14 protein-coding genes are annotated in these 16,043 nt (G+C 69.8%); 8 read left to right on the top strand and 6 right to left on the bottom strand.

Annotated features, from left to right (window positions below; translation table 11 throughout):
- Positions 1 to 188: 188 nt before the first annotated feature.
- From OG738_RS43360 to OG738_RS43345, 4 genes are all read right to left on the bottom strand, one after another.
- A complete protein-coding gene (locus tag OG738_RS43360; RefSeq protein ID WP_329049835.1) occupies positions 189 to 1,601 on the bottom strand; it encodes an MFS transporter in 1,413 nt (470 codons plus the stop codon).
- Between the two features lies 1 nt (position 1,602).
- Positions 1,603 to 1,923, bottom strand: a complete 321-nt coding sequence (locus OG738_RS43355) for a VOC family protein (RefSeq protein WP_329049833.1) — start codon at positions 1,921 to 1,923, stop codon at positions 1,603 to 1,605.
- Positions 1,920 to 2,075, bottom strand: coding sequence for a CopG family transcriptional regulator (locus OG738_RS43350; RefSeq protein WP_329049832.1), 156 nt, complete (start codon positions 2,073 to 2,075; stop codon positions 1,920 to 1,922). Before OG738_RS43350 ends, OG738_RS43355 begins: the two co-directional genes overlap by 4 nt.
- 195 nt (positions 2,076 to 2,270) lie before the next feature.
- Positions 2,271 to 4,283: a prolyl oligopeptidase family serine peptidase gene (locus tag OG738_RS43345; protein WP_329049830.1), complete on the bottom strand. Its 2,013-nt coding sequence runs from the start codon at positions 4,281 to 4,283 to the stop codon at positions 2,271 to 2,273.
- 229 nt (positions 4,284 to 4,512) lie between these two features.
- Here OG738_RS43345 and OG738_RS43340 point away from each other — a divergent pair, with 229 nt between their 5' ends.
- On the top strand, positions 4,513 to 5,460 hold the full coding sequence (locus tag OG738_RS43340; RefSeq protein ID WP_329057046.1) for a neutral zinc metallopeptidase: 948 nt from the start codon (positions 4,513 to 4,515) through the stop codon (positions 5,458 to 5,460).
- Here the strand turns inward: OG738_RS43340 and OG738_RS43335 are convergent.
- On the bottom strand, positions 5,453 to 6,025 hold the full coding sequence (locus OG738_RS43335; protein WP_329049828.1) for a TIGR03086 family metal-binding protein: 573 nt from the start codon (positions 6,023 to 6,025) through the stop codon (positions 5,453 to 5,455). The genes OG738_RS43340 and OG738_RS43335 overlap by 8 nt on opposite strands.
- Before the next feature lie 77 nt (positions 6,026 to 6,102).
- Here OG738_RS43335 and pdxR point away from each other — a divergent pair, with 77 nt between their 5' ends.
- The 4 genes from pdxR (at position 6,103) to OG738_RS43315 (ending at position 10,607) form a co-directional block, all read left to right on the top strand.
- Positions 6,103 to 7,512, top strand: a complete 1,410-nt coding sequence (pdxR, locus tag OG738_RS43330; RefSeq protein WP_329049827.1) for a MocR-like pyridoxine biosynthesis transcription factor PdxR — start codon at positions 6,103 to 6,105, stop codon at positions 7,510 to 7,512.
- Complete coding sequence (locus tag OG738_RS43325; protein ID WP_329049825.1) at positions 7,509 to 7,931, top strand: hypothetical protein; 423 nt, start codon at positions 7,509 to 7,511, stop codon at positions 7,929 to 7,931. The genes pdxR and OG738_RS43325 overlap by 4 nt, the downstream gene beginning before the upstream one ends.
- 102 nt (positions 7,932 to 8,033) lie before the next feature.
- The gene (locus tag OG738_RS43320; protein ID WP_329049823.1) at positions 8,034 to 8,465 is read left to right on the top strand and encodes a CBS domain-containing protein; all 432 of its coding nucleotides are present in this window, start codon (positions 8,034 to 8,036) and stop codon (positions 8,463 to 8,465) included.
- 186 nt (positions 8,466 to 8,651) lie between these two features.
- Positions 8,652 to 10,607, top strand: a complete 1,956-nt coding sequence (locus tag OG738_RS43315; RefSeq protein WP_329049822.1) for an ATP-binding protein — start codon at positions 8,652 to 8,654, stop codon at positions 10,605 to 10,607.
- Between the two features lie 33 nt (positions 10,608 to 10,640).
- Here OG738_RS43315 and OG738_RS43310 read toward each other — a convergent pair whose 3' ends face one another.
- Positions 10,641 to 12,197 carry a DUF4139 domain-containing protein gene (locus OG738_RS43310; RefSeq protein ID WP_329049820.1) on the bottom strand — a complete coding sequence of 519 codons (1,557 nt, stop codon included), beginning with the start codon at positions 12,195 to 12,197 and terminating at the stop codon, positions 10,641 to 10,643.
- A gap of 84 nt (positions 12,198 to 12,281) precedes the next feature.
- Here OG738_RS43310 and OG738_RS43305 point away from each other — a divergent pair, with 84 nt between their 5' ends.
- The 3 genes from OG738_RS43305 to OG738_RS43295 all read left to right on the top strand — a co-directional run bounded on the left by OG738_RS43305 (position 12,282) and on the right by OG738_RS43295 (position 16,039).
- On the top strand, positions 12,282 to 14,090 hold the full coding sequence (locus OG738_RS43305) for a Xaa-Pro dipeptidyl-peptidase (RefSeq protein ID WP_329049819.1): 1,809 nt from the start codon (positions 12,282 to 12,284) through the stop codon (positions 14,088 to 14,090).
- Positions 14,090 to 14,728, top strand: coding sequence for a YdcF family protein (locus OG738_RS43300; RefSeq protein WP_329049817.1), 639 nt, complete (start codon positions 14,090 to 14,092; stop codon positions 14,726 to 14,728). The genes OG738_RS43305 and OG738_RS43300 overlap by 1 nt, the downstream gene beginning before the upstream one ends.
- 129 nt (positions 14,729 to 14,857) lie before the next feature.
- The gene (locus tag OG738_RS43295) at positions 14,858 to 16,039 is read left to right on the top strand and encodes a TRADD-N-associated membrane domain-containing protein (protein ID WP_329049816.1); all 1,182 of its coding nucleotides are present in this window, start codon (positions 14,858 to 14,860) and stop codon (positions 16,037 to 16,039) included.
- The last annotated feature ends 4 nt before the right edge of the window (positions 16,040 to 16,043 follow it).

Here is a 16,043-nt window from a genome sequence, read left to right as displayed (position 1 = left end):
GACAGAACATCTGCCCACTTCGGACCGTACCCGGCCGTCGAGCCAGCTGACCTGCGCGAATACCCGATCGGTGCGCGGAACCCGCCCGCCGGAGGACAACGGCGGAAAGGGACCGGAACAGCGTAGGCCGGATGCGAAGTGATGTCGGCGTGAATGGCCGGGAATCACACGCTCAGGTAGTTCCGCGGTTATCCGGAAATCGCCGGTTCGGCGCGGCGGCCGCGGATCGCGGACAGCGCAGCCGCGCCGAGCATGATCACCGTCAACGTGGTGAAGGCCGTGCTCAACCCGTCGGTGAACACCGTCGCGAGTGGACCGTCCAGGCGGGCCGAGCCGACGAAGATCGCGAACGCCGTGCCGCGCGGGATCGCCTGGGCCGCGACCAGGATCGCCGTCGTGAACGAGAGCACCATGCCGATGCTCGCGAACGTCCGCAGCACGCCCGACGCGATCCCCAGCCGGTCGGGCGGGCAGGCCTTCATCACCGCCGAACTGTTGGCGGGGTAGAAAAAGCTGCCGCCGATCATGATCACGACGTTGCCGAGCACGGGCAGCCACAGGCTGCTGGTCGTGGTCATCCGGGCGAAGATCACCAGCGCGATCACCGAAAGGCCGAGCCCGGCCGTCGCCGGGAGCACCGGCCCGAGCCGGTCGGCGAGCCGTCCCGCGAACGGGCCCGCCGCGGCGCCGAGCACGTACCCCGGCAGGAGCAGCAGCGACGCGTCGATCGGGCTCAGGCCGCGCGGGCCCTGCAGGTACATGATCACCAGGAAGAGCACCGCGAAGCTGCCGAGCCCCTGGAGCAGCGCCGCGAGCAGCGACGGCGCGACCGCTGGGAGGCGGAACAGCGACAGGTCCACGGTCGGGTCCGGGTGCCGCAGCTCGACGAGGACGAAGACCCCGAGCAGCACCAGGCCGCCGGCGAGGCAGGCGAAGTGCGTCCAGCGCGGTGGTTCCGCGGCCAGCGACGTCATCGCCCACGAGATCCCGAACAGGCCCAGGCCGAGGGTGACCATGCCGGCGACGTCCAGCCGCCGTCGGTTCCGCTCGCCGCGGTCACGCAGGACGCGCCCGGCCAGCACCAGCGCAACCACGCCGATCGGCAGGTTGATCCAGAAGATCCAGCGCCACGACACCGACGTCACGATGACCCCGCCGAGCAGCACGCCGACCACCGAGCCGACGGAGTAGCCGAGGGCGTTGAACCCGTAGGCGCGGCCGCGCTCGGCCGGCGGGTACAGCTCGGAGATGATCGCGCCGCTGTTGGCCGCGATGAGCGCCGCACCGAGGCCCTGCAGCAGGCGGAACGCGATGATCGTCGCCGCGTTCCAGGCGAGGGCGCACAGCACCGACCCGGCGACGAACACCGCGAACCCGGCCCGGTACATCCGCACCCGGCCGAACAGGTCGCCGAGCCGCCCCAGCTGGGTCGCGAGCACCGTGACGACCAGCAGGTAGCCGATGACCACCCAGGTGACCTCGGGGAGCGAGCTGCCGAGGTCGCTCTGGATGGCCGGCAGCGCGAGCACGACGACGGTGCCGTCGACGGCCGCGACGAGCACGCCGATCAGCACGACCAGCATGCCCAGCGCGCGCCGCACGTCAGCTCCCCGCCTGCAGGATCCACTCCCGCCCGTCGGGATCACGGACGGTCATCTCGCGGGTCCCGAAGTGGGTGTCCTCGAAGGGCGAGACGACCTCGACGGGATCACCGGGCGTGAACTCCTTGCCCTTGAGCACGATCTTCATCCCGGTCGGCTGGCTCTCGGGCACCTCGGCGACGAAGACGTAGGGTCCGTCGCCGTTGCGCAGCAGCCCCGAGTTGTGGTCGGTGGCGAAGTCGAGTTCGAAGCCGAGGGCTTGGAAGAACTTCGCCGCCTTGCCCCAGTTGTGGGTCTCGAGGTACACGGCTTCGATGGTCATCGCTCTTCTCCTTCGGTGGCGAGGTACTGGCGAAGTGCCTCGGTGACGAGTGCCGACAGCGACTGCCCGGTGTCGACGGCGTGGTGCTTGACCTCCCGGATCAGGTCCGCGGGGAGGTACACGTTGAACTGCTTGACGTCCTTGTCCGCCATGACAGGATGCTAGCATTCTAACTTGGTAGCGTGTCAACCGATGAACTGGTCGCGGGAATTCGAAGCGGAAGCCGGCCGCCGACGGCGTCGCGAAGGCCGGTGACGGCGACCACCTCGCCGCCGAGGTCGTCGCGCTGCGGTACTACCGGGCCCGCGGCCCGTGGCCGACGCTCCAGTGCTTCGTGCTCGCGCGCGTCACTTCGTGAGCTGCTCCCACAGGAACTCGAACACCAGCGCCCACTTGAACGCCAGCTGCTCGTTGTCGGCCGCGGCGCCGTGGCCGCCTTCGATGTTCTCGTGGTAGCGGACGTCGTGCCCCTGCTCACGCATGCGCGCCACCATCTTGCGGGCGTGGGCGGGGTGCACGCGGTCGTCGCGGGTCGACGTCACGAACAGCGACGGCGGGTATGTCCGTCCACTGTGGACGTTCTGGTACGGCGAGTACTTCGAGATGTACGTCCAATCCGCGGGCTCGTCGGGGTCGCCGTACTCGGCCATCCACGACGCGCCGGCCAGCAGCTGGTGGTAGCGGCGCATGTCCAGCAGCGGCACCTGGCTGACGATCGCGCCGAACCGGTCCGGGTAGCGGGTCAGCATGACGCCCATCAGGAGACCGCCGTTGCTGCCGCCCTGGATACCGAGCTTTTCCGGTGTCGTGATGCCGCGCTCGACCAAGTCCGCGGCCACCGAGGCGAAGTCTTCGTAGACGCGGTGCCGTTCGGCCTTGATCGCCTGCGTGTGCCAGCTCGGCCCGTACTCGCCGCCGCCGCGGATGTTCGCGACGACGTACGTGCCGCCGCGCGCGAGCCAGCCGCGGCCGATCATCCCGCTGTAGGACGGCGTCAGCGAGACCTCGAAGCCGCCGTAGCCGGTCAGCAGCGTCGGGCCGCCTTCGGCACCGGACGGCCGGACGACGAAGTACGGGATCTTCGTGCCGTCCTCCGACGTCGCGAAGTACTGGGCGACGCTCATGCCCGAAGCGTCGAAGAACGCCGGAGCCTGCTTCAGCACTTCGACCTCTTCGCCGACATGGCCATAACTGAGCGTCGACGGCTGGAGGAAGCCGCTGGAGTCCAGCAGGTACTCGTCGCTGACGTCGGGATCGGTGTCGAAGATGTCCGCGGCGCCGAACTCCGGGCCGCCGGACAGCGGTTCCTCGGCCCAGCCGTCCGGGCCGGGCGTCAGGGTTCGCAGCTCGGTGCGGACGTCGCGCAACGTGCCGAGCAGCAGGTGGTTGCGCGTCCAGGCCCAGTAGTCGAGCGACGTGTGCTCGTCGGGCGTGAACAGCGTCGTGAAGGCCCGGTCGCCGGCCAGGAAGTCGTCGAACCGGATGCCGATCAAGGACCCCGCCGGGTGGTCCGCGCCGCCGACCGTCCACGCCGTCCGCGGCCGCACCAGCAGCCATTCGCGGTGGACGGACGCGCTCGCGTCGTCGGGGACGTCGATCTTGACCAGCGCGTCCGGGGTCCGCAGGTACAGCTCCGAGCGGTAGAAGTCGATGGCGCGGCTGACGAAGTCGCGTTCGAAGCCTTCGGTCGGATCGTGCGACGCGCCGACCGAGACGTCTTCGGGCTTGCCTTCGTAGACCAAAGTCGCAGCCTCGAGCGGCGTGCCGCGGCGCCACTCCTTGGCCAGCCGCGGGTAGCCGGAGCTGGTCAGCGTGCCCTCGCCGAAGTCGGTGCCGAGGTAGACGCGGTCTTCGTCGATCCAGCTGATCCGCGTCTTCGCCTCCGGCACGCGGAAGCCGCCCTCGACGAACTCGTGCGCGTCGAGGTCGAACTCGCGCACGACCGTGGCGTCCGCGCCGCCGCGGGACAGCTCGACCAGCCCGCGCCGGTAGTCCGGCCGCAGCACGGTGGCGCCCTGCCAGACCCAGTTTTCGCCCTCGGCCTCGGCCAGCGCGTCGACGTCGATCAGCAGCTCCCACTCGGGCTCGGTGCGCCGGTAGGACTCCAGCGTCGTCCGCCGCCACAGGCCGCGGGGGTGGCTCGCGTCCTGCCAGAAGTTGTAGAGGAGCTCGCCGCGGCGGCGCACGTACGGGATCCGGTCGTCGGCGTCGAGGACCTCGCGCAGCTCGTCACGCAGCTCGGCGAACCGCGCGCCGCTGGTCAGCTCCGCCAGCGTCTCGTCGTTGCGGGCGCGCACCCAGCCGAGCGCGTCATCGCCGGTCACGTCTTCCAGCCACAGGTACGGATCCTCGACACTCATGCCGACAGTTTCGCCCGACAACGGTGTTGGTGGCCACCGGTCGGCGTTTTCGTTTCGTGATCCTGGCCTCCCGGCCGGTCCGTATGCTGGTGGCCAGCGCCGGGGGGACGCGTGCTCGGGCGAGTCCGTGCCGGTCCGGCGGACGAGCCAGGGGGAGAACGTGCACGACGCCGACGGCCCGGCCCCGCCGGGAGAGTCCGGTCTTCCCGGGCCGCCACCACCGCCGCCAGTGGCGGCCCGGTCGCCGGGACCCGCGTGGACGCCGGAGCCGAACCCCTGGGCGCCGAACTGGGCCGCGGCGCCGCCGGTCCCGATCGCCCCGCCGCGCAGCCGGCTCTGGGGCGCGGTCGGCGGGGTCCTGGTCGTCGTGCTGGCGATCTCGCTCATCGCGGCCACCGTCCCGCACCGGGTCGACGGGCACGCGGTCGTCGCGCAGGGCGTCGACACCGGCCGCGCGTACAGCGGCGGCTCGGACGTCAAGCCCGTCCCGGAGCTGGCCCGCAACCCGCTGCTCGGCGCGGGCATCACGCCCGGCCCGGCGACGTGCGCGCTGCCCGACCTCGGCCGGGCCGCCGCGCAGCTCAAGGCCTACTACGGCGCGCTCGTCGGCTGCCTGGAGCAGTCCTGGCGCCCGGCGCTGGAGAAGGCGAACGAGCCGACGCTGACCGCCACGGTCTCGGTGACCCTGCCCGAGCACAGCGCGTGCGGCGCGGCGCCGACGGAGAACGAAGCCGTCGCCTACTACTGCGGCGGAGACACCACGATCTACGCCCCGACCGACTGGATGCTGTCGGACGCCGGGCTCAACAAGGCGCGGCACATCGCGACGATCGCCCACGAGTACGGCCACCACGTGCAGCGCGAGAGCGGCATCCTGTCCGCGGCGGCGGACAAGATGACCTCGCCGAACGAGGACAGCGCGGCCGACAAGGAGGTCGTCCGCCGGATCGAGCTGCAGGCGAACTGCTTCGGCGCGCTGTTCCTGGCCGCGGTCGGCGGCTCGGGCTCGGTCAGCCGGTCGCTGGCGAACGCCGCCGTCGCCGACTACGGCCGCGCGAACGACAGCGACACCCACGGCTCGCGCGCGCACCAGCTGTCCTGGGCGAAGGCGGGCTACGACGGCAAGACGACGAAGGCGTGCGACACGTGGAGCGCGCCGGTCGCCGACGTCAGCTGACGGTCCACGCCGGGTCGCGGCCGAGGAGGGCGAGGAACCGGTCGAGTTCGCTCGCATCCGCCTCGGTCTCGACGCTGTGCGCGAACGAGCCGTTCTTCTCGCGGCCTTCGTCCGGGATGCGTTCGGCGAGCTGCAGCGCGACGTGCACGGCTTCGGCGTCCGGCTCATAGGGCAGGCCGAGCGTGCGGGCCAGGTCCCAGCCGTGCGCGACGGTGTCGACGAGGTGCATGTGCGCGGCGATCGTGCCGGGGAACGTGCCGAAGTGGTTGATGGTGAGCTGCCGGTCCAGCACGGCGTCGTCGGCCATGGCGTCGAGGAAGTCGTCGACGGACGCCCGGTACGCGGCGGGGGCGTCGGCGCCGAGGTCACCGGCGTCCCAGTCCGGCGCCGAGCCTTCGCGGGCCGCGGTCGCGAAGGCGTGGTTCTCGCTGACCTGGTGGCGGAGGAGGTCGGTCAGGGTCCAGCCGGCGCACGGCGTCTCCCGGGCGAGGTCGGCGGGCGTGACCGTGGAAACGAGCTTGTCGAGCACGAGCAGGCTGCGGCGGTCGAGTTCGCGGAGATCCATGCTTCGTACGCTAGGCCGGCGAGCGGACCATGAGGAGTGCCAAAACCTCGGTAACTCCGGTGTGCCAATCTGGAGTGGTGGACGTCCACATCGACCTGACCGGGACGCGCGGGCACCGCGACGCGATCTACCGGCAGCTGCGCGCGGCAATCCTGGACGGCCGGATCCGGCCCGGCGAGGCGCTGCCGCCCACGCGGGAGCTGGCGCAGCGGCTGACGGTCTCGCGGACGACGGTCAGCGCGGCCTACGACCGGCTGACCGCCGAAGGGTTCCTCGACGGCCGCGTCGGCGCGGGCACGTTCGTCACGGCTTCGCCGGTGACCCGCCCGTCCGCTTCGCTCGTTTCGGACGTGCGGCCGCTGCCGGAGTGGGACGCGGTGCCGTCGCCGCCCGCGCCGTTCGCCCCGGCCCCCGAGTTCGACTTCCGCCCCGGCGTCCCGGACCTCACGCGGTTCCCGTTCGACACCTGGCGCCGGCTCGTCACCCAGCGGCTGCGCGCGGGCCAGGCCGACCTGATGACCTACGGCGACCCACAGGGGCTCGCTTCGCTGCGCGCCGAGATCGCGCGGCACGTCGGAGTTTCGCGGGACGTCCGGGCGAACCCGGACCAGGTCGTCGTCACCGCCGGGGCCCAGCAGACGACGGACCTGGTCGGGCGCGTGCTGCTGCGCCCGGGCGACCTGGCCGCCGTCGAGGACCCCGGCTACCCGCCGCCGCGGCTGGTGCTGGCCGCCCGCGGCGTGCGGGTCGCGCCGGTGCCGGTGGACGCGGCTGGGATCGTCGTCAGCGCCATCCCGGCGGGGACGCGGCTGGTGTACGTGACGCCGTCGCACCAGTACCCGCTCGGGCTGTCGATGTCGCTGGAACGGCGTCTGGAGCTGCTGGACTGGGCCGCGCGGCACGACGCGGTGCTCGTCGAGGACGACTACGACACCGAGTTCCGCTACACCGGACGGCCACTGGAACCGTTGCACAGCTTGGATTCGCGCGGCCGGGTCGTGTACGTCGGCTCGTTCTCGAAGGTGCTTTCGCCCGCGTTGCGGCTGGGATTCCTCGTCGCGCCGCCGTCGCTCGTGCCGGCGCTGGTGAAGGCCCGGTACCTGACGGATTGGCACGCGCCGAACGTCGAGCAGGCGGCGCTGGCGGCGTTCATGGCCGAGGGTGGGTTCGCGCGGCACGTCCGGCGGATGCGGAAGGTCTACCGCGAACGGCACGACCTGCTCTCGCGGTCGCTGGCTTCCTTCGCGGACTTCCTGACGCCGTTGCCTTCTTCGGCCGGCTTGCACCTGAGCGCCGGTTCGTCGTCGGACCTGGGGCCTCTCGTGCGGCGGGCCCGGCACGCGGGCGTCCGGCTGTATTCGCTGGGTGACTTCGCCGTGAGCGAGCGGCGGCACGGGCTCGTGTTCGGTTACGGTGCGGTCGCGGCCGAGCGGATCGGCCCGGGGCTGGCCCGGCTGCGGGCGCTGGCGGACGAGGGAGTGGCATGACCGACGACGTGCTGGTGGCGATCGACGCCGGTCTGCGGCAGCACATCGGCGGCGACCGGGCGGGCGCGTACGCGACCTTCACGGCGTTGTGGGCGTCGATCGGCCCGGACGGCGACCCGCTGCACCGCGTCGCGCTCGCGCACCACATGGCCGACGTCTGCGACGACCCGGCGGAGGAACTCGAGTGGGACCTGCGCGCGCTGGCCGCGGCGGGTGCGCTGACCGACACGCAGACCGCCCGCGGGTTCTACCCGTCGCTGCACCTCAACCTGGGTGAGGACTACCGCAAGCTGGGCGATCCGGCGGCGGCCCGCGAGCACCTGGCCCTGGCCCGCGCACGCCTGGACGCCCTCTGCGACGACGACTACGCCACGGGAATCCGCCTCGCGCTGGACGGCCTGGCCGACCGTCTCGGCTGAATCGGTTCGAATACCACGAAGACGCCCCGTTTGCCGGACTTTCGCCCACGTCCCGGCGCCCTTACCCTGTGGTGATCCAGCTCACCGACGGGAAGGATCGCCATGCGGATTGCGGATCTGCTGCGCAAGAAGGGGTCGGCGGTCGCGACGGTCACCCCGGAGACCACGGTGACCGCGCTGCTGGCCGGCTTGGCCGAGCACAACGTGGGTGCGATGGTGGTGGTGTCCCCGGAAGGTGCGATAGCGGGCATCGTCTCCGAGCGCGACGTGGTACGCCGCTTGAACGAGCACGGCCCAGGTCTGCTGGCCGGACCGGTGTCGGAGATCATGACGACGCTGGTGGCCAGCTGCGGCCCGGACGACTCGGTGGACCAGCTGTCGGTCCTGATGACCCAGCGCCGCATCCGCCACGTCCCGGTCCTGGCGAACGGCCGGCTGGCGGGGATCATTTCGATCGGGGACGTGGTGAAGAACCGGATGGAAGAGCTGGAGAAGAGCCAGGAACAGCTGGAGGCCTACATCTCCCAGGGTTGACCCTGTGCGATCTTCTGTGCGAGGCCAGGCTCGCCGGCTACCGGATGAGCCTGCCCTCGCATGGATTCGCGCGGTAAGGGTCGACTCCGGTGGGGAAGCGGTTGGCCTGTGAATCATCGAAAAGAATTTCCGCGACCTCGCCAACTGCCGCGCGAGATTACCCATTTCACCGGGCGCCAAGCCGAATTGGGCACGCTCGACGCACTGATCGAGGACAGAGCGTCTCGGCATCCCGCGACGGTCGTGATTTCGGCCATCGCCGGCGCGCCCGGAATCGGGAAGACGTCGCTGGCCGTGCACTGGGCGCACCAAGTACAAGATCGATTTCCTGACGGGCAGTTGTATGTCAACCTCCGCGGCGATGACCGTGGGACGGCGGCGACTGCGGATCAAGTACTGGATTCGTTCCTGCTTGCGCTGGGCCGGCCGGCGCAGCGGATTCCGCAGGACTCCGAGGCAAAGTCGGCACTTTACCGGACGTTGCTGGCCGGTCGCAAGATTCTCGTGTTGTTGGACAACGCAGGCAGCCCGGACCAGATCCGGCCTCTTCTGCCCAACGAGCCGGCCTGCCTGGTTCTGGTGACCAGTCGCAGCAGGTTGAGCGGGCTCGTGGCTCGTGATGGGGCGCTTCGCATCGGCCTCGACGTCCTCGGACCCGACGAGGCGTGCGAGCTTTTGAGCGAGATCGTCGAGGTGGGCCGGTCCGCTCGAGAGCGAGAGATGCTGGCGGAGCTTGCGCGCCAATGCGCGTATCTGCCCTTGGCTCTGCGCATCGCGGCCGAACGCGTCGCCGGTCGCGCACACCTGACCGTCGCCGAGATGGTTCGTGAATTGGCGGTCGAACACCGGCGTCTCGACGTGCTTGCCGCTGACGACGACGAGGCGACGGCTGTACGTGCTGTGTTCTCCACTTCGTACCGTGCGCTGTCGAGTGACACCGCCCGCGTGTTCCGCTTATTGGGCTTGCATCCTGGGCCATCGATCAGCGGTGAGGCCGCTTCCGCGCTGGCCGGCGCCGGCGTCGCCGAGACCACTTGGCAGCTCGACAGGCTCGTCGGCGTTCACCTGCTGACGGAAGTTGAGCGAGGCCGATACCAGTTCCATGACTTGCTGCGCGCTTATGCGGCCGAGCTGGTCGAACTCGATGAACCTGCTGAGTCCCGGGAAGCCGCGACGCAACGGCTCTTCGAGTGGTATTTGCACAGCACTCATACGGCCTTGTTCGCCTTCTACCCCCAACATCCCGAAATTCCTCTCCAGCTACGGCCTCCCGGCTGTCGTCCAATGGTCTTCGCCGATCGAGACAGCGCCCGCAGGTGGTTCGATGCCGAGCGCGCGAACCTCATGGCCGTCATCAAGCACGCGCCTGCAGTGGGGCAATACACCGTCGGCTGGCAACTGCCCAATGCTTTCGACTGCTACCTGTGCGAGTATCCGGCTGCCGAACGGATTGCGATTCACGAACTCGGTCTCGCCGCAGCCCGCCAAGTCGGCCACGACCTAGGTCAACGCTGGGCATACGGACACCTCGGTGAAGCGTTGCAGGACGCCCGGCGGTACGACGACGCCATCGAGTGCCACCTACGGGCTTTGGAGATCGGTCGCAAAATCGGTCACAAGTTCGGTGAAGGTGCGGCGTTGGGAGACCTCGGTGGCGCATACAACGCGCTCGGTCGCTATGCGGAGGCAGCAGACCACTGCCGGCAGGCTCTGGAGATCTATCGAAAGCTCGGTCATCTGCGGAACGAAGGCCTCAACCTGATCCAATGGGGAATCGCCTTGTGTGGCATGGGGCGTCTCGACGAGGCGTCTGTCAGAATTCAAGAGGGCCTGGGCATAATGATCCGCACTGGTGCTGTGAATTCGCAAGCCTGGGCATTGCGTAAACTGGCCAAGGTGCGACATCTGCAGGGGCACAGTGATGAGGCAGTGGCTCACCTGGATTTGGCGGCTTTGTACTGTCGGGAGCAACACTTGGAACGTTCCTATGGCGAAACCCTGGACGAGCTCGGTTCGGTTTTGCATGACGTGGGGTCGACGGTGAAAGCCCGTAAAGCCTGGGAGAAAGCGCGTGACATCCTGGTCGAGGTCGATCCCGATCGGGCAGCCCGGATCGATGAACAACTCGAGTCCTTGTCATGATACTGATGCGCTGCAGACGACAGCGCCGCGTGGCTATTCCCGCCAGCCCGACAGTTCCACCCCCTTCGCGACGTCCACCCGGTACGACAGCGTCACCGCCTGGGTCTCACCGGCCGCCAGCGTCAGCTTCCACGTGATCTCACCCAGCTCCGACGTCTCCACCGGCTCCGGTGACGTCTTCACGTCCTTCACCGTCACCGCGTCGTCGCGGGACACCGGAGTCTGGTCCAGCACCGTCACCACCGCCTCGCGAGGCCCGTGGTTCCCGACCGAAATCCGATACTCGGCCTCGCGCCGCTTCTGTCCCGACAGAGTCGCTTTCGACGCCGTCCGGCGGACCAGCTCCCGCTCGACCCGGATCCGGTCGTCCACGCCCAGTGCCAGCTCCAGCTCCTCCCCGGGCGCCCACGCCTCCAGAACCGTGGTCCCGACGAACTCGGCGTCGTGAAACACCGAAGCCCGCCCGGGGCGCAACGCAAAAGAAGACGTATTGACGACCGTGGCCCGCAGATATGCCTGCTCCGCCAGCACCGGCGCGGTCACGTACCCCAACTCGGCCGTCAGCGAAAGCTGCGCCAACGTCGTCCGGTGCCCCTGCGCCCCGGACGGCACCGCCACCGGACGCGACGGCCGGTACGTCACCGCCGTCGTCCCCTGCTCGACCGTGGCCGGCTTCGACGCCATCGCGGGAGCCGCTGCCGCCGCGAACCGCATCCGTGCGCCCTCCGGAACGCCGCCGCCCGAGCCGCCGTACGCGGCCGCCGGTAGCGCCGGGACCGGGTGGACGCGGTCCAGGTACCACGGCGAAAGCTCCGGAACCACCACCGACACCGCCGGCCGCGCCGTCGAGAGCGCCAGCTCGCACTCCGGCCAGTCCTCGCCCGTGTACTGGCTGACCAGCCCGTACGACATGACCGTCACCTCGGTACCGCGGACCCGGACGTCGTAGCCCGGCTCCCAGCTCGCCCCCGGGACCACATAGGACAGTTCCAGTTCGGCGCTACCGGCCGGATCCGAGATCTCCAGCTCCACCACCACCGACGTACTGTCCTCTTCGGACCGCGCGTGGTGCGACTCGATCCGGCGGTCGAGCGCCGCGAGGTCCGCACGCAGCCGGGTGATCCGGTCGGCGAGCACGCGCCGGGCCTTCAACGCCGAGGCCAGCCGCGAGCCCAGCGCGTCCGTCACCTCGGACACCCGCGACGGCTCGGCGGTTCCGGCCGCCAGCGCCTTCGCGAAGCTGCCACCGCTGCGCTTCGCGAGCGAAGTCAGCAGATCCACCTTCATCGCTTCGGCCGCTTCGTCATCGACGACGCCGTCGAGCGTCGCCTGATCCGCACGCCGTTGCTCGACGAGCGCCCGCAACGCCGCGTCGGCCGGAGCGGCGTGCCGTTCGGTGCGGACGTCGACGCCCGTGATCAGCGCCGGCCCGGTGCCGGTGACGCGCACCGAGCCCGGGTCGAGCGACAGGGGAAGCCCGGCGAAGGTCAGGCGCGGGCCGCCGTCGAGCGGGGCCTTGCCCCGGCGGGTGATCCGGGCCTGCTGCGGGTAGACGGTCACGGCGGCGATCGGCGCTTCCAACGTCGGCATGCCTCCGACGTTAGTCGCTTGACACCCCCGCGGCCGGAGCGGAAGTCTCGACAGTCGTCCGCTTCGCCCGGCTTGGGGGTTTGAGTGAAGGCCGCACGAACCGCAGTCCTGCTCCTCGCGTTCGCAACCCTGCCGCTCACGGCGGTCACCGCCGAAGCCGCGGAGCCGCCCGGCCCGGTCTTCACCGGCGGCCAGGCGCAACCGGTGTTCGACCCGGCCGACGTCGTCCGCGAGGACGTCTGGGTCACCGCGCCGGTCGACAGCGACCACGACGGCCAGGACGACCTCGTGCACGCCCAGGTCGTCCGTCCGCGTGCGACGCAGCAGGGCCTGAAGGTCCCGGTCGTCTACCAGGCCAGCCCGTACTACGCCGGCGGCAACGACGTCACGAACCACGACGTCGACGTCGAGCTGTCCGCGCCCGGGTACGCCCGCGGCCCGGACGGCCCGCGCGTCGCCGCGCACGGCGTCGGCCCGGCCACCCCGATCACCTGGCGCTACCAGGACTACTTCACCGCGCGCGGGTTCGCCGTCGTGTACGGCGAGTCGCTCGGCACCGGCCTCTCCACCGGCTGCCCGACCACCGGCGACGTCAACGAGACGATCGGCGCGCGCTCGGTCGTCGACTGGCTCAACGGCCGCACCCCGGCACGGGACGCGAACGGCGCCGCCGCGAAGGCGGACTGGAGCACCGGCAAGACCGGCATGATGGGCGTGTCCTACAACGGGACGCTGCCCAACGCCGTCGCGAGCACCGGCGTCGAAGGCCTCGAGACGATCGTGCCGATCGCCGCGATCTCCAACTGGTACCAGTACTACCGCAACGACGGCGCCGTCGTCGCGGCCGGCGGCTACCAGGGCGAGGACGCCGACGTGCTCGCCGAATACGTCTACACCCGCGAAGACCGGCAGATCTGCCGCCCGGTGATCGACGGGCTGACCCGCGACCAGGACCGGGTGACCGGCGACTACACGCCGTTCTGGGACGTCCGCAACTATCGCGACGACGTCGCGAAGGTGCACGCGTCGGTGCTCGCGGTGCACGGCCTCAACGACTGGAACGTCAAGACCGACCAGGTCGCCGAGTGGTACGAAGCGCTGAAGGCGCACGGCGTCGAGCACAAGATCTGGCTGCACCAGTCCGGCCACGCCGACCCGTACACGCTGCGGCGCGACGTCTGGCTCGCGACGCTCAACAAGTGGATGTCGCACTACCTCTACGGCGTCGACAACGGCATCCAGGACGAGCCCAAGGCGACGATCCAGCGCGAGGACCTGTCGTGGACCGACGAAGCCGATTGGCCGGCCCCGGGCACGTCCGACGTCCGCGTCTACCCCTGGCCCGGCGGCCGTTCGAAGGGCGCCATCGACACGCGCAACCCGGTGCCGGGCAAGGCGACGGTCGAAACCCTGGCCGACGACTCGTCGAAGACGATCGAACAGCTGGCGGCTGCGGCGTCCTCCGGCAACCGGCTGCTGTACGCGACTTCGGCGGCGAAGCAGTCCGTACGCCTCTCGGGCGCCGCACGCGCCGACCTGGCGCTGGCGTTCGACCGGCCCGCGGCGAACGTCTCGGCGATCCTGCTCGATCGCGCTCCCGACGGCACGTCCCACGTGATCAGCCGCGGCTGGATGGACCCGCAGAACCGCACTTCGCCGGCCCGCACCGAGCCGATCACGCCCGGGCAGACGTACCGGATCGGCGTCGAGCTGATGCCCAAGGACTACGTACTCGCGGCGGGCCACCGGCTGGAGTTCCTGCTGGCCTCCAGCGACCACGACTACACGCTGCGGCCGAAGCCGGGCGCGGGGCTGGCCCTCGACCTGACGAAGACGTCGGTGACGCTGCCGGTCACGGGCGGCAAGCCGGCGCTGCGAGCCGCGTTCGGCTGATGCTGCCGGAGCACCTGGACGCCGACGTCCGGACGTTGTGGGACTACCACGACCTGCGGCACGAGCCGCGGCGCTCGGACGTCGGCGTCGGGCTCGGCAGCCGCGAGCCCGGCGTCGCCGTCCACACGGCGGAGCTGTTCCACGCCGGGCGTTTCCCGCTGGTCGTCTTCACCGGCGCCAACGCGCCGACGACGGTGGACCGCTTCCCGCGCGGAGAGGCGGTCCACTACCGCGAAATCGCGCTGGAGCTGGGCGTGCCCGACGACGTGATCCTGGTCGAGCGCGAGGCGCGCAACACGGGGGAGAACATCGAGTTCACCCGGCGCCTGCTCGCCGGCCGGGAAATCGGGTCGGTGACGCTCGTGTCGCGGCCCTACCAGCAGCGCCGGGCGTATGCGACGGCGAAGCGGCGGTGGCCCGGCGTCGACGTCGCCTGCGCGTCGAAGGCGGTGTCGCTGGAGGACTACCTCGCCCGCGTCGAAGACGCCGCCCGCGTGATCAGCATGCTCGTCGGCGAGACCCAGCGGATCACGGAGTACGCGGCGCGCGGCTTCGCGATCCCGCAACCCGTCCCGGCCGGCGTCGAGCGGGCGTTCGGCAGGCTGGCCGCGGCCGGGTTCACCCAGCGGCTGCTGTGAAAGCGAATATTCCGTCTCGCCGGCGTCACGGACGGATTCCGAAAATCGGCAAGGGTAACGCGCGTCGTCCGCGCGACGACCCGGGAGGGTACAACACGCCGGATCGGGTCGAGGGATGTCATGCTTACTTTGAACAAGCTGCGCGCCGTATCCGACTTCCTCATCGCGTCGGGGGAGATCGCCACGATCGAACTGGTCGTTCGCGGCGAAGATGGCGTCGCGCTCACGGCGGAGAAGCTGATATCGCTCAAGACCGGGCTGTCCGGAAAGGTACTCCCGGCGGCGGTGCGCCACCTGAAGGACGTGCAGACCGGTATCGTCGAAGTCGATGCCGGGATGAGCAAGATGATCGTGCGGCTTTTCGCCTACGGCCGGATGAATCTCTCCACCAACGGTCAGACGGCAGGCGGGCAGTTCGAAATGAAAGTGCTCGCGCTGCTGCGTTCCCTGATCGAGGAGACTGAGGACCTCGGTGCGGATCGGCTGGAGCAGCGGGTTCTCGTGACGGCGAAGTGGAGCCTGGGTGCGAGCTTGGAGCTGGGCGACACCGATCCGGTGGTCTCCACCGACACCGCGGCGATCGATCGGCGCGTACACCGCATCGAGGGACGGCGGCAGCGGTTGAAGAAGTACTCCGCCGCGGCAATCCTCTTCGCTGCGATCATCATGCTCGCCGACGGGTATTCTTTTGTGTCTTTCGGCTTCGCCGAGTTCTCGTTGCTGATCCCGGTGTACGCCGGTCTGGTTCTGGTGTACGGGGTGTGGGCGCGCACCGAAGCGAACTCGTTGTTCAAGGACATCGAGGGAATCCGCGGTCAGCAGGATCTCGACGCGATGCTCAAGGGCGCGGAGCTGGAACGCCGGGCGATGAAGCTGTTCCAGGTGCACAGTCAGCAATTGAAGCGGTATTACGACCAGGCCCTCCGGCAGCGGGGGTTCATCTTCTTCACGGGGATCTTCTGCATCTTCGCTGGATTCTCGATCATCGTGATGGCGTTTGTCCTGCTCAAGTCGGCGGGCCCCGGGAGCTCGCTCGAAAAGATCCTGGTTGCCTCGCTCGGGGCGATCGGCGGAATCCTCGGGAACTTCATCGCGGTCGTCTACCTGCGGATGTTCTCGGAGACCGTGAAATCCATCGGTACCTTCCACGACCGGTTGGTGGCCACTCACCACCTGCACTTCGCGAACTTCCTCGTGTCCAAGGTGGCGGACGCGAACGGCCGCGACGTGGCGTTTCGCCTCGTCGCGGAGATCGCCGCGACGCAGGACGCCAAGGCGCAGAACGGCGACGCATCCACGGCGAAGACCTGACTGC

The organism is Amycolatopsis sp. NBC_01488, from assembly GCF_036227105.1.
Classification (GTDB): domain Bacteria; phylum Actinomycetota; class Actinomycetes; order Mycobacteriales; family Pseudonocardiaceae; genus Amycolatopsis.
Note: the sequence above shows the minus strand (reverse complement) of the source record. Positions and strands in the feature narration are given on the sequence as shown.

Excerpts from the sequence above, each read along its gene's own strand:
- OG738_RS43355 (WP_329049833.1), bottom strand. The coding sequence starts at position 1,923 with ATGACCATCGAAGCCGTGTACCTCGAGACCCACAACTGGGGCAAGGCG.
- OG738_RS43350 (WP_329049832.1), bottom strand. The coding sequence starts at position 2,075 with ATGGCGGACAAGGACGTCAAGCAGTTCAACGTGTACCTCCCCGCGGAC.
- OG738_RS43345 (WP_329049830.1), bottom strand. The coding sequence starts at position 4,283 with ATGAGTGTCGAGGATCCGTACCTGTGGCTGGAAGACGTGACCGGCGAT.
- OG738_RS43335 (WP_329049828.1), bottom strand. The coding sequence starts at position 6,025 with ATGGATCTCCGCGAACTCGACCGCCGCAGCCTGCTCGTGCTCGACAAG.
- OG738_RS43325 (WP_329049825.1), top strand. The coding sequence starts at position 7,509 with ATGACCGACGACGTGCTGGTGGCGATCGACGCCGGTCTGCGGCAGCAC.
- OG738_RS43320 (WP_329049823.1), top strand. The coding sequence starts at position 8,034 with ATGCGGATTGCGGATCTGCTGCGCAAGAAGGGGTCGGCGGTCGCGACG.
- OG738_RS43310 (WP_329049820.1), bottom strand. The coding sequence starts at position 12,197 with ATGCCGACGTTGGAAGCGCCGATCGCCGCCGTGACCGTCTACCCGCAG.
- OG738_RS43300 (WP_329049817.1), top strand. The coding sequence starts at position 14,090 with ATGCTGCCGGAGCACCTGGACGCCGACGTCCGGACGTTGTGGGACTAC.